The organism is Arthrobacter sp. A5 (assembly GCF_051131705.1).
Taxonomy (GTDB): domain Bacteria; phylum Actinomycetota; class Actinomycetes; order Actinomycetales; family Micrococcaceae; genus Arthrobacter_M.
Genome location: NZ_CP180316.1, coordinates 3384207 through 3396826 on the forward strand (window position 1 = coordinate 3384207; position 12620 = coordinate 3396826).

Below are 12620 nucleotides of genomic sequence, written 5' to 3' on the forward strand. Positions count from 1 at the left end.
AGTACCGAGCAACCTTCAAACACCGAGCGACACGTCCCCACCGAGAATGACAGGAAAGAATCACCTCATGCCACAATCAGCCGGCCATCTTCTGGTCCGCCAGCTCGAAGCCCATGGCGTGCCCCGCGTCTACAGTGTTCCCGGGGAAAGCTTCCTGGATGTGTTGGACGGACTGCATGATTCCCCCATCCACACCGTGGTCGCCCGCCAGGAAGGCGGCGCCGGGTTCATGGCCCTGGCGGAGGCCCGGCTCACCGGCATGCCCGGCGTCGCCATGGTCACCCGCGGTCCCGGCGCGGCCAATACGATGATTGCCGTGCACACGGCGTGGCAGGATGCGACGCCTCTGATCCTGTTCGTGGGCCTGATCCCGACCGCGGACCGGGACCGGGATTCCTTCCAGGAATTCAGCCTGACCGGCTGGTTCTCGACCACCGCCAAGCGCGTCTTCGTCCTCGACGACGAAGACCGGACCGCAGAGATGGTCGCCGAAGCGATGCATCTGGCAACGTCGGGCCGGCCCGGTCCCGTCGTCGTCGGCCTGCCCGAGGACGTGCTGATACGCACGACGGCGGCAACCCCGGTTCCGCCGCGCGAGGTGGGGAGCGCGACGCCGTCGGTCGCTGAAATGGGCGAGGTGGCGGCCCGGATGTCGGCGGCGGCCCGGCCACTGATCGTGGTGGGTGGCGAGGACTGGAACGAGCAGTCCGGCCGGGCACTGATGGATTGGGCGGCGGCCGCCCGCGTGCCGGTTGCCGCGGACTGGCGGGCGTACGACGTCGTCCCTCACGACGGTCCCGCATGGGCAGGCTGGCTGGGGTACGGCAGGGCCGACACCTTGGCCCGCCGGCTCGATGAGGCCGATCTGCTGGTTTTTGTGGGCTCCGGCCGCTCCGATGTGATGAGCGACGGTTTTACCCGCGGCGTCGGGGCGCAAACGGTGCTGGTGCTGCCCGATCCGGAGGCCACCATGCACGCGGGCCGGATCGACCAGCACCTGCTCACCCCGGCATCAACGTTCGTCGCATCCCTGCCCGCAGCCGATGCCGCACGGGGAACACGAGGGACCGGCTGGATGGATGAGCTCGCCGCGGACCAGGAACGTTTCGCGACCCCCCGCCCGGACGGCGGCACCGGCGTGGATCTCGCCGGCGTGGATCTCGGTATGGCCTTCGAGGTGCTGGAGCGACGGCTGCCCGCGGACCGGGTGCTGACCTACGGGGCAGGCAACGCGACGATCTGGGGTCACCGCTATCTGAGCCACCACGGCGCCCGTTCCCTGGTGGGTCCGCGGAACGGTGCGATGGGCGTGGCCGTGCCCGCCGCCGTCGCCGCTTCCCTGGTCTATCCGGAGCGCCAGGTGGTGGCGGTGTGTGGGGATGGTGATTTCTTCATGAACGCCCAGGAGCTGGCGGTTCCGTTCGCCCACGGCGGCGCCCCTCTGGTGCTGGTGATCGACAACGGGATTTACGGCACGATCGTCCAACACCAGCGAGCGCATTCCCCGGGGCGCCCCTCCGGCACGCAGATGACCAACCCGGACTTCGCCGCCTGGATGCGCTCCTTCGGCGGATACGGCGAATATGTCGAGCACACCGGGGACTTCGAGGAGGCGCTGGAGCGGGCACTGGCCAGCGGGCTGCCCGCGCTGCTGCATCTGCGCACCGACCCGGACATCCTGGCCCCGTCGGCGGATAACGGGTACGCCGCCCAGTGGGGCGCCGAGGCAGCCCGATGAAACTGGACCTGATTCTCCGCGGTGCCAACATCATCACGCTCGAGCCGGAACGTCCGACGGCGTCCAGCGTGGGCGTGCTCAACGGTCGCATCGTCGGCTTCGACGAGGAATTGGACGGGTGCACCGCAACCCGGGTCGAGCAGCTGGAAGGAGCCACCGTGGTACCAGGGTTCATCGACGCACACTGCCATACGACATGGTGGGGCCTGGGACTGAGCGCGGTCGATCTGGAACCGGCACGCGGAATGGAAGAACTTTATGCCCTCCTCGAGGCCGAGGTGGAACGCCTCGCCGATGATCCCGGCGCATGGGTCAAGGGCACGGGCTTCAACCACAAACACCACGGCGGAGCGTTCCCCGATATTGACCGGCTCGATGCCATCACCGGGGACCGGCCGCTGTATCTGCGCCACGTCTCCGGTCACTCCTCCATCACCAATACGGCCACCCTGGGCCTGGCCGGGGTTTTTGCGCCCGGATTTGAAGACCCCGAGGGCGGGGCGGTGCTGCGGACCGCCAACGGCTCCCCCACCGGCGTCGTCGAGGAATCCGCGCAGGCCCTCATCCAGAACCTGCTGCTGCCCTACTCGATCCCGCAGATCGTCAAGGCCCTGGACGATGCCACGACCCGGTACGCGGCCGAGGGCATCACCAGTTTCACAGAGGCCGGGATCGGCGGCGGCTGGATCGGCCACAGTCCTATCGAGGTCCAGGCTTATCTCAGCGCCCACCGCGCCGGGCGGTTGCGGGCCCGCGCACAGCTGATGCCGGCCCTTGACGCGCTCCATCCGATATCCGCCAACGCGGCGGACATGCACGGGAAAGGAACCGGGCGGGGCCTGGATCTGGGGGCGATTGCCGGGTTCGGCAACGAATGGGTCTCGCTGGGCCCGGTGAAGGTCTTCATGGACGGATCCCTGCTCGGTGCCACGGCCGCCGTGACCGAGGACTATTGCGGTCACCCGCACAACACCGGTTATCTGCTTGAGGGTCCACAGGCGTACCGGGACAAGGTCAGCGAAGCCTACCGCGCCGGTTGGCCGATCGCCCTGCACGCCATCGGGGACGCCGCCATCGACCTGGCCCTGGACATCATCGGGCACTGCCAGGACCAGTACGGCCGCAATTGTCTGCCCAACCGGATCGAGCATTTCGGCATCGCCCGCCCGGACCAGGTGGAACGGGCCGCCGCGGCCGGTATCGCCGTCACTCCGCAGGCCGCGTTCATCGGGCCGCTCGGCGACCAGTTTGCCGAACTCGTGGGGCCGGAGCGGGAAGGCTGGCTCTACCGCGGCCGCTCCCTCGTCGATGCCGGAGTGTTGGTCGCCGGCAGCTCCGACCTGCCGGTGGCGGACAACAACGTGCGGCGGGGCATGCAGTCCTGGGTGGACCGGACCACCGAGAACGGCCTGATCCTGGGCGGTGCCGGCGAGGGCCTCACCCCGGAGGAGGCGCTGCGCACCTATACGGAATGGGCGGCCATGGCCACCGGGACCGACGGCGACCGCGGCACCCTGCGGGCGGGCAAGCTCGCCGACTTCGTGGTGCTCTCCGGTTCCCCGCTGACCGCACCGGACATCGGTGCGCTCGACGTCGTCGCCACCCTTCTCGGCGGCACCTTCAGCTATGAGCAGCATGCGAAAACCCCAGCTCTTCTTCCGAACGGAGACAACAAATGACAACATCCCCAAGCCGTGACAATGGGTCCCGGGACCATAAATCCCGGGACAGTACGTTCCGGGACAACGCGTTCCTGGCCGATTTCCGGTCGATGAGCACAATCGGGGCCACCGCCGGCGGCGGGGTTGACCGGCAGGCTGGCACCGCCGCGGACGGGCAGACCCGCTTCTGGTTCCGCGGGCTCATGGAGGGGCACGGGTTCGTGATCCGCTACGACGAAGTGGGCAATCAGTTCGCGCTCCTTGAGCTCGCCCCCGGTGCCCCGTACGTGGCGATCGGATCACACCTTGATTCACAGCCGTTGGGCGGCCGGTTCGACGGCGCCTATGGGGTGCTCGCCGGCGCGCATGCCGCCATCGACCTCATGGAGCAGGCTGCGGCCGGCGACGGTGAGCCGATGTTCAACATCGCCGTAGTCAACTGGTTCAACGAGGAGGGGTGCCGCTTCAAACCCTCCATGATGGGCAGCTCCGTCTTCACCGGAAAGATCCCGGCCGAACAAGCCCTGGCGACCAGCGACCCGCACGGGGTGACGGTCCGGGAGGCACTGAACGCCATCGGCACCCGCGGCGACTTCCGGCTCGACGTCGCCGCGTACGTGGAAATCCACATCGAGCAGGGGCGTTCGCTCGAAGACGCCGGCTTGAGTATCGGCCTGGTTGAATCGACCTGGGGGCGAACAAGTACGAGTTCGTGGTCCACGGGGAGCAGGGGCACACCGGTGCCACCGTGATCAAGGACCGCAAGGACGCCCTACTGGGGGCTTCCGCGCTGGTGGTCGCGGCCAGGGAGATCGCCAACCGGTTCAGCACCGACGAGCATATGGTCATCACCTCCTGCGGGGAGTTCACCGTCTTCCCCAACTCCCCCGTGGTGGTGGCCAGCCGGGTGGACCTTCTGGTGGACGTGCGCAGCACCGATCCGGACGTCCTGGCGGCGGCCGACGCCGAGCTGCACCGGCGGGCGGCCGAGATCGAGGCGTTTGCCGACGTCCGGATCGAACGCGGCGCAGAGCACGTATGGGACGCGAAAACCTACGATCAGGCGGGCATGAAACTGGCCGCCGCCAGCGCCGATAAGCTCGGTCTGGGATACGGCATAGTCCGTACCCTGGCTGGACATGATTCCACCAACCTCAAGGACATGGTGCCCACCATCATGCTCTTCGTGCCCAGCGTCGAGGGCATCTCCCACAACGAACGCGAACTGACCAGCGACGCAGACATGCTCGCGGGCCTGGCCATGCTCACCGAAGTCGCGGGCCGGATGGTGAACGGCGAGCTCGTGCAAGGATAGGACCGCGTCGGATTTCCCGGCCAACCGCGGCTACTGGGCCACAAAGACAGCCAAGTACTGTAAACAGGAGAGTGCCACGTGTTTTCATCTGATTCCGCGCTGAGCCGGGCGCAGTCCACGGTTCAGCTGGACAACGACCAGTTTCGCGTGACCGAGTGGCGGTTCGCGCGCAACACGGAAACGGGCTGGCATGTCCACTCCCTTGATTATGTCGTGGTGCCGATGACCACCGGAGAGCTGATACTCAATACGCGGGACGACTCCTACCCCTTCAAGCTGACTGCGGGTGCAGCCTACACAAGGGCCCCTGGTCTGGAACACAATATTGCGAACCACGGCGGGACCGAGATCGTGTTCCTCGAGGTCGAGCGCAAGTAGGCCGCCCGCGAGCGACAGGTGTACCTGCCGCGCCGCGGTTAGGCCGGACTCGATTGCACCGTCAATAAAACTGTCCCGGTCGTTGGCATAGTCTGAGCTGGCCGGGCGTACGCAGCCGAACGACTCCTGCAGTGCGGCCAGGTAGCGGGTCAGCTGGCCGGACTGCTGCATCGGCCATGTCGCGGGCGACAGCTCATCGTTGGTCCAATTATGCCCGGCCACCTCCAATACTTCGAGGTCTCCGCGCCACAGGGCCAGCGCCGAGGACACGCCCGCGCGGTCGTTCGGATCCAGCAGCGAAGCATCCGGACCAAACGCCACGAGCGTGGTGGAGTCCTCGTCGAAGTATTCGGTTCGGGCGAAAGTCAGCGGCATCCCGCGGCCGCCGTAGGCACTGAACGGCTGCACCCGCCCGGCCACCTTGATCCACGTCTTCATCCCTCGGCTGGCGCTACCCTCGGCACGGTGCCGTCGGACATGTGGACCGGCGCGCAGTCGTCGTTCTGAACCAGCCGGGCTACTCGCGCTCCCAGCCGGAATTCCGCCGAGGAATCCGCTTGCATGCACCGCGCCAGGTACCCCGTGCCTTCCTTGAGTTTATATGTCGACGCCGCCTCGTCCATCAACTCACATGACAGTCCGCATCTGCCTCTGCGTGTTCAATGGCTGCACAGAATTCCTCCGCCATCCGGGTGCTGATGGCGTTTGCGGCCATGGCAACCTGCCCATAGGCGACCGCGGAACTTCGCGGAAACGCTCGCCAGGAACGATGAAATCGCCGAGCGTCCTATAAAACGTTCCGACAACACCGGCGTCGTCATCCACGAACTCTGATCGCCCACGGTCAGGATAGCGGCCACAGCCAGCAGATGACCGACCTGCGCAACCGCGTCCACCGCCACGTTCCCCTGCAGCAGCGATGATTCCTCAACGTGCTGCTCACGTTCCTTGTCGTGCCGATCAGCCGGACTCTAGCCGCACTGTCGGCGGCAACCTATGGAAACAGTGCCGCTGCAAAGCCGGTCCGCTCCGTCACACTGCTGATGATCAGCACCATGCTCGACGCAGGTTGCCTCACCAGTTCTCTCGGCCTAACTCGGTGGCGGACAGGCACCGCACTCAAAGCCGACCTTGCCCGTCGCAACCCGACCCGCCGCCGTCGTCCGCCCGGGAAAGAACAGCGCTTCGCTTGCCGGGCCGACTCCACCGTGTGCGCCAATGGCAACTCTCCGGAGGACATCGGTCCCGTCAACTTCATGTCCGCACTCATCGTCGCGGGCCATGAACTACCGTGAAACCCGGAAATTTCCCCACTGGGCGGACAAGTGCCTGCGCTTGCCCCGGGAACGCTTGGAAGATGAGACCCAAGTCCTCATCGCTCCAGTTCCGACTCAACGCGAGATGCCGTCGGTATTGAGTACTCCATCAAAGGCGAGTTGTGCCAGGCCAGCCGCTGAGGGCCTGAGTCAGCGGGCCATCCCGCCATTCCGGTCGATTATTCGCTCCACCCAACCATGCCGCTGCAGGGAGGGGATTTGCCAATGGATGTTCGTGATCCGCCCTTCCCACGTTTCAGCGCATATTTTGGTACGCCTGCAGCCCTGGGGCCGTTAGCAGATGCGGCGTCCCGAGCACTCTGTCAAGAGCCGACTCGCTCATCAGCCCCTGTCCGCGAACCACGTCCACTACGCTGGCGCCGGTGGCCATGGCCTCTTGTGCCACTTCGGTTGCGAAGCGGTAGCCCAGATAGGGGACGAGTGCGGTGACCAGGCCTATGGATTGTTCCACGCTGGTCAGCAGCGCCACCGGGTCCGCTGTAATGCCGTCCACGCAGCGCTCGGCGAGCACGGTGCAGGCGGAGCGCAGTTCGCGCAGGGAGGAAAACAGGGCGCGGGCCATGATCGGCTCGAACGCGTTGAGCTGTAGCTGGCCGGATTCTGCGGCCATCGTGATGGTGATGTCATTGCCTACGACGGAGTAGGCCACCTGGTTGACCACCTCGGGGATCACCGGGTTCACTTTGCCCGGCATGATGGACGATCCGGCTTGGACGGGCGGCAGCTGGATCTCGCCGAATCCGGCGCGCGGGCCGGAGGAGAGGAGGCGCAAATCGTTGGCAACCTTGGACAGCTTTACGGCAATGCGTTTAAGCACGCTGTGCAGCTGGACCAGTCCGCCAACGTCCTGCGTCGCTTCGATCAGGTCCCCGGCCGGGATGACCTCCACGCCGCTGATGGCTGCCAGGTGCTGACAGGCCAGCCGGGCGTAGTCGACGTGCGAGTTGAGCCCGGTACCGATGGCTGTGCCGCCGAGGTTGACCTCGGAGATCAGTTCCATCGCTTCGCGCAGCCGCTGCTCGTCTTCGGCCATCATCACGGCAAAGGTCTTGAATTCCTGTCCCAGGGTCATCGGCACGGCGTCCTGGAGTTGGGTGCGTCCCATCTTCAGGTAGCCGGCGAATTCCTCGGCCTTGGCAGCGAAGGATCGGCGCAGCCCAGCCATGGCGTTCAGTAAATCCTCGGCGGAGCGATATAGTCCCACCCGCAGGGCGGTCGGGTATACATCATTGGTGCTTTGGCCCAGGTTCACGTGGTCCAGCGGATGAAGCAGATCGTACTGCCCGCGCTCGGCGCCCATCAGTTCCAGCGCCCTGTTGGCGATGACCTCATTGGCGTTCATATTGGTGGAGGTTCCGGCACCGCCCTGAACGACGTCGACGATGAATTGCTCGTGCAGCTTGCCGGACCGGATTTCACGGCACGCGGCCATGATGGCCTCAGCGCGCGGGCCGTCCAGCAGCCCCAGTTCTCGGTTGGTGGTGGCGGCGGCTTCCTTGACGGAAGCCAATGCCACCACGAGATGCCTATACAGTCCGATAGACACTCCGGAAATGGGAAAGTTCAGGCTGGCGCGCAACGTGTGAACGCCGTAATAGGCGCCGTGGGGGACGTCCAGCCAACCGAGCAGATCGTGTTCGCGGCGGAACTCAGCTGACATCGACGCTCTCCATTTCCAGCGGGATTCCGGGGCCGTTCGGTGACAACCGTGCGGCGCCGCGGCTGATCAACCGGGCGCGCAGCCTCGAGTCGGCAGCAAGGTCGATGCAGGTGTGCGCCATGGCCTTGGCCGCATCCAGCACCGCCCGATCGGCTGCGGCGGTGATACAGGCGGCGGCGAATTCCCTCTGGTGGTTCACCGCTGGCAGCGACTCTATGCCGATGTATGGATGGATGGCCGGCAGCATCTGGGAAACGTTGCCCATGTCCGTGGAGGCGCGGTTCATCCGCATGTCCGGGCCGGAACTGGTAAACGTGCGGCCCAGCGCGATGGCGTTGGCCACGTAGAGATCCAGGATCGCCTCATTCGTGGCGAATTCGGCGTAGGGCTTGCTTTCGGCCTCAATCTCCAGCTCGCAGCCCGTGGACAGGGCCCCGGCCTCGAAACAGCGGCGTACCTTCGCCTCGAGCACGGCCAGGTCAGCCAGCGAACCGGCACGCACGTACCAGCGGCCTTCGGTGACCTCCGGGATGGCGTTGGGAGCTTCTCCGCCGCTGGTGACGACGCCGTGGACGCGGACCCCGGATTCCAGCTGCTGACGCAACAGCCCGATAGCCACCTGTGCCACGGTGAAGGCGTCAGCCGCGTTGATCCCGCGTTCGGGGTAGGCGCCGGCGTGGCTGGCCTTACCCCGGTACCGGATCTTGCTGTGCGAGACGGCGTACGGTTCGGCCCGGGACACGTCGAGCGGACCGGGGTGGACCATCATGGCGGCGTGCACGCCGTGGAATGCGCCGCCGTCGAGCAGTTCAATCTTTCCGCCTCCGCCTTCCTCGGCCGGTGTCCCAAATACCGTCAGTGTGATGTCAAGGGCGTCCACCACCGGGGCCAGCGCGGCGGCTGTCCCCACGGCTGCCGCTGCAATGATGTTGTGTCCGCAGGCGTGACCGAGCCCCGGCAGGGCGTCGTATTCGGCACAGATGCCCAAATGCAGGCTGCCGCTGCCCACGGTGGCGGCAAACGCCGTCGGCAGTCCGCACAGATTCGTCTCCACGTTGAACCCGACACCGGCGAGTTCGGCAGCCACCCAGGCGGAGGCGTTGGTCTCCTGCCAGGCAATCTCCGGATGGGCATGAATGCGATGCGAGAGCGCCACCAGCCGGTCTTCCAGGGAGTCGATGCGGGCGCTGGCGATGTCCTTCATCCTGTTCACAGGTCCCCCGGAACACCATAGGCGGGAGCGGTTTCCGGGTGGACGGCGCGGGTCAGGTAGTCGATCTTTTGCGGTTCCCACAGTGTCCAGAGTTCGGACAACCGGGTGATCGGATCGTCGTCGTCCCAGTCCGCCCGCAGGTCCGTGACCGGCCATGCAGCGTGGTCCACCACGACGAGTCCCGCCGAATGCTGCGGTCCCTCTTCACCCCCAGCATCGCGGCCGGCGCGAAGACCTGCGAGCAGCCGATCCTCGAAGGCCCCGTCAGCGGAACTGTACGCGGCCATGATGGCATCCACCACCTCCGGGCTGGAAAGCAGATTTCCGGCGGCCACGGCACCTGCACCTTCCACAGTCCGGTGCGTGCCCAGTGTCCCGGAGCCACTGAAGGCGGCCGTGCGGCCGTGTGCGTCAACCACGCTCAGCTGGCGGTAGTTGATGTCCTCAGTCCCGGCCACCAGCTTGGCCATCGCCTCGGCCGCCGGCGCACCGGCTTCCAGCAGGTCCAGCAGCGCAGTGCCAAGCCCCGGGTCGGTGATGTTCTGCGAGGCAGTACCGCCCACGCCCTGGCGCAAATGGACGCAGCGGGCGGCGACGGCCGGTGAGGACGAGGTGACCACCATGCCGAACGCGCCGGTCTGCGGATCGCGGGCTACTAGGGAAAACGTCATGGGAACTCCTTTTAGTTGGCTAACGAGGCAGAGTTGCTGAGGACGGCGGTGGCATCGATTTCCACCAGCCATTCGGGGCGGCCCAGGGCGCTGACCACCAGGCCCGTTGAGACTGGGAAGACGCCTTTGAGCCACTTGCCCATGGTCCGGTAGACGGGTTCGCGGTAGCGCGGGTCGATCAGGTAGACGGTCACCTTCACAATGTCCTCAAGGCTGCCTCCGGCCTCCTCGAGCAGCATCTTGATGTTAGCCATCGCCTTCTCGGCCTGCGCCTCCACGTCACCGATGCCAAGGGATTCCCGGGTGTCCAGGTCCTGGCCGATCTGCCCGCGAAGGTAGACGACTCCGTTGGCGACCACTGCCTGGCACAGGTCGTTGTCCAGATTCTGCTCAGGATATGTGTCCTTCGAGTTGAAGGTTCTGATGCGGGTGTGCTGCATCAGACCTGCACCCCGCCCAGGATCTTGTCCGAGAGGCCCGCAGAGGCTTTCACCAGGCCCAGCGGCCCGTCGAAGTCAAAGTTGCGGTAGACGGCACCCAGCTGGGCGAAGGGCGGGGACTGTGCAAAAAGCTGGAACGTGAGGCGGTGCCCGGCGTAATCGCTGTTGAGCAGGTCGCGGGCGAAGGCCAGCAGCCGGCGACGGTCCTCGGAGACCCAGTTCTCATTCACGGAGTAGAACTTCTCCAGCCACGGTGCGGTCTCCGGATCGGCGAAGGTGGCCGAATCCGGGGTGATGCAGATCTGCCCGCCGCACAGTTCGCGGGCCAGGTGCATCATGGCGGGCAGCTGGGACAGTGCTGTGACCCGGCCCGCGTAAAGCAGCGACTGGTTGGGCATGAGCAGGCCGCCGGGGCTGGTCTCGGCATTGGCGATGGCCGCTGTGAGATGGGCGTTGATACCCTCTCGGTAGCAGGCCAGTTGCGCCAGCTTCTCCTGGACTGCCTGCTGCTTTTCCAGCCCAGTCTGCTTCACGTTCCACAGCGCGGATCCAATCATCAGGTCGGCCAGGTGCAGGGTGCGCTGGACGAAGGGGAAGGCGCTGTAGCGATGCAGGGTGGAGCGGATGAAGGCGGCGGCCTTGGTATGCCGGTAGAACAGCACGTCCTCCCAAGGGATTTCGACGTCGTCGAACACCACCAGGGATTCCACCTCGTCCACGCGGTTGGCCAGCGGGTAGTCTTCCGACGGCGCCCTGCCTGCAAAGCCGTTGCGGGAGATGAACTTGAGCCCTGGACTACCCATGTCCATGACGAAACCGACAGCGTAGTCGGAGAGCTCGCTGTTGCCCCAGTTCGCGATCGTCGGCTTGGTGAAGGCCTGATTGGAATAGGCGGCTGCCGTCTCATACTTTGCTCCGCGGACCACAATGCCGTTGTCGGTTTCGCGGACCACGTGCAGGAGCATGTCCGGGTCCTGGTCCTGCGGGGCCTTGGACCGGTCGCCCTTGGGGTCCGTGTTCGCGGAAACGTGGAACGGGTCTGCCGTGATCGACTGCGCAATGTGGCGGCGGATGTTCTCCGAGAACCGCGGATCCACTTCGTTGAGGACGTCCTGGCCGTCGTAGAGGGACCACATCTCGCCGATCGTCTCATCGCCAACGCGGGTGACCACTCCGCCGGCCTCGCGCTGGACCAGGTCCACGGCGGCCCGCTTGTCGTTCCAGTCCTGCCGGGTCTTGGGCAGCCGGTTGGCAATGGCGTTCAGTTCGCCGGTGGTCTCATCGGCGTACGTCATGACCTTCTGCGTCTCCTCCTCGTGGGCAAGATCGTAGATGCGGGCCCGGACGTCCACGATCGGCTTGAACATGGTGTGCGTGGTGACGTCGTCCACCTTTTCCCCGTTAATCCAGACCTTGCGGCCGTCGCGGATGGATTCGCGGTATTCATCTCCGGTGCGGATCATGTGGCGTTCTCCTTGGTGTTCTTGCGGTAGGTGGGGCCCGAGCCGGGGTAATCGTCGAAGACGGACGGCGGGACGGGGAGGGGTTTGGCATAGGTTTGGGCGCTGTAGATCAGCGGGTCCCCGCCGTGCGTTTCAACGTTGGTGACAAGGCCTATGTAGATCCTGTGCGTGCCGGCCTCAACCATTTGGTGGATGCTGCAGTCAAAGCTGGCCACGGCGTCGGCGATGCGCGGCGATCCGGACGGGGCCGGCTCCCACTGGCCGCAGCTGAAGTCCCAGGGATCCTTGCCGGGCCAGGGGCGTCCGGCAAAGGTGTCAGCAACGTGGTCATGCTGGCTGCCCAGCACATTGACGGTGAAGGCGCCGTTGGCGTGGATGGCCTCGTTGATCGGGCTGCGGCTGTTGATGCAGACCAGCACCAGGCGGGGGTCAGCGGAGACGGAGCACATGGCGCTCACCGTCTGGGCAAAACGACCCGTTTCGCCCTCGGTGGCCACCACGGTAACACCGGTGGCCACGGCGCCCATCGCAGCAATGAATGGATCGTAGGGCCGCGTGGGCGTTGGTGCGGCAGTGGAGGTGCTGTCGGCTGAAACAGTCATCGTTTTCTCCTTGTCCGGTTGCAGATTCATCTGCAATCAGTATTCGGAGTAGAAACGGTATGTGTCCAACATAAGTTTCTGATCATTGCCATCGGTTTTATAGAAACCCCGACAGCGGAGAGCCTGCCCGGGCGATCGACGT

At 65.6% G+C, this 12620-nt stretch carries 13 protein-coding genes; 5 read left to right on the forward strand and 8 right to left on the reverse strand.

Features of this window, described 5'->3' with window-relative positions:
- Positions 1-67: 67 nt before the first annotated feature.
- From ACLLJI_RS15945 to ACLLJI_RS15960, 4 genes are read left to right on the forward strand one after another with little or no spacing between them, the layout of a single operon-like run.
- Positions 68-1738, forward strand: a complete 1671-nt coding sequence (locus ACLLJI_RS15945) for a thiamine pyrophosphate-dependent enzyme (RefSeq protein ID WP_434614220.1) — start codon at positions 68-70, stop codon at positions 1736-1738.
- Positions 1735-3417 (forward strand): amidohydrolase, encoded by a 1683-nt coding sequence (locus tag ACLLJI_RS15950; RefSeq protein ID WP_434614223.1) that lies wholly within the window; start codon positions 1735-1737, stop codon positions 3415-3417. Before ACLLJI_RS15945 ends, ACLLJI_RS15950 begins: the two co-directional genes overlap by 4 nt.
- Complete coding sequence (locus ACLLJI_RS15955) at positions 3414-4151, forward strand: M20/M25/M40 family metallo-hydrolase (RefSeq protein ID WP_434614226.1); 738 nt, start codon at positions 3414-3416, stop codon at positions 4149-4151. Before ACLLJI_RS15950 ends, ACLLJI_RS15955 begins: the two co-directional genes overlap by 4 nt.
- A complete protein-coding gene (locus ACLLJI_RS15960) occupies positions 4112-4714 on the forward strand; it encodes a M20/M25/M40 family metallo-hydrolase (RefSeq protein WP_434614229.1) in 603 nt (200 codons plus the stop codon). The genes ACLLJI_RS15955 and ACLLJI_RS15960 overlap by 40 nt, the downstream gene beginning before the upstream one ends.
- Positions 4715-4798: 84 nt before the next feature.
- Here the strand turns inward: ACLLJI_RS15960 and ACLLJI_RS15965 are convergent, their stop codons facing one another.
- Together ACLLJI_RS15965 and ACLLJI_RS15970 are read right to left on the reverse strand one after the other, a co-directional pair.
- The gene (locus ACLLJI_RS15965; RefSeq protein ID WP_434614232.1) at positions 4799-5530 is read right to left on the reverse strand and encodes an FAD-dependent oxidoreductase; all 732 of its coding nucleotides are present in this window, start codon (positions 5528-5530) and stop codon (positions 4799-4801) included.
- Positions 5527-5718: an FAD-dependent oxidoreductase gene (locus ACLLJI_RS15970; RefSeq protein ID WP_434614235.1), complete on the reverse strand. Its 192-nt coding sequence runs from the start codon at positions 5716-5718 to the stop codon at positions 5527-5529. The genes ACLLJI_RS15965 and ACLLJI_RS15970 overlap by 4 nt, the downstream gene beginning before the upstream one ends.
- 306 nt (positions 5719-6024) lie before the next feature.
- On the opposite strand from ACLLJI_RS15970, the gene ACLLJI_RS15975 reads away from it, so the two are divergent.
- Entirely contained in the window at positions 6025-6387 is a 363-nt protein-coding gene (locus ACLLJI_RS15975; protein ID WP_434614238.1) for a hypothetical protein, read from the forward strand.
- 277 nt (positions 6388-6664) lie between these two features.
- Here the strand turns inward: ACLLJI_RS15975 and ACLLJI_RS15980 are convergent, their stop codons facing one another.
- From ACLLJI_RS15980 to ACLLJI_RS16005, 6 genes are read right to left on the reverse strand one after another with little or no spacing between them, the layout of a single operon-like run.
- On the reverse strand, positions 6665-8089 hold the full coding sequence (locus tag ACLLJI_RS15980) for an aspartate ammonia-lyase (RefSeq protein ID WP_434614241.1): 1425 nt from the start codon (positions 8087-8089) through the stop codon (positions 6665-6667).
- Entirely contained in the window at positions 8079-9293 is a 1215-nt protein-coding gene (locus tag ACLLJI_RS15985) for a M20 family metallopeptidase (RefSeq protein WP_434621608.1), read from the reverse strand. Before ACLLJI_RS15985 ends, ACLLJI_RS15980 begins: the two co-directional genes overlap by 11 nt.
- A gap of 5 nt (positions 9294-9298) precedes the next feature.
- Entirely contained in the window at positions 9299-9973 is a 675-nt protein-coding gene (locus ACLLJI_RS15990) for a DUF1028 domain-containing protein (RefSeq protein WP_434614244.1), read from the reverse strand.
- Positions 9974-9984: 11 nt separating this feature from the next.
- Positions 9985-10413: a RidA family protein gene (locus ACLLJI_RS15995; RefSeq protein WP_434614247.1), complete on the reverse strand. Its 429-nt coding sequence runs from the start codon at positions 10411-10413 to the stop codon at positions 9985-9987.
- Positions 10413-11876: a 4-hydroxyphenylacetate 3-hydroxylase family protein gene (locus ACLLJI_RS16000; protein WP_434614250.1), complete on the reverse strand. Its 1464-nt coding sequence runs from the start codon at positions 11874-11876 to the stop codon at positions 10413-10415. Before ACLLJI_RS16000 ends, ACLLJI_RS15995 begins: the two co-directional genes overlap by 1 nt.
- The gene (locus ACLLJI_RS16005; protein WP_434614253.1) at positions 11873-12478 is read right to left on the reverse strand and encodes a flavin reductase family protein; all 606 of its coding nucleotides are present in this window, start codon (positions 12476-12478) and stop codon (positions 11873-11875) included. Before ACLLJI_RS16005 ends, ACLLJI_RS16000 begins: the two co-directional genes overlap by 4 nt.
- Positions 12479-12620 lie beyond the last annotated feature (142 nt).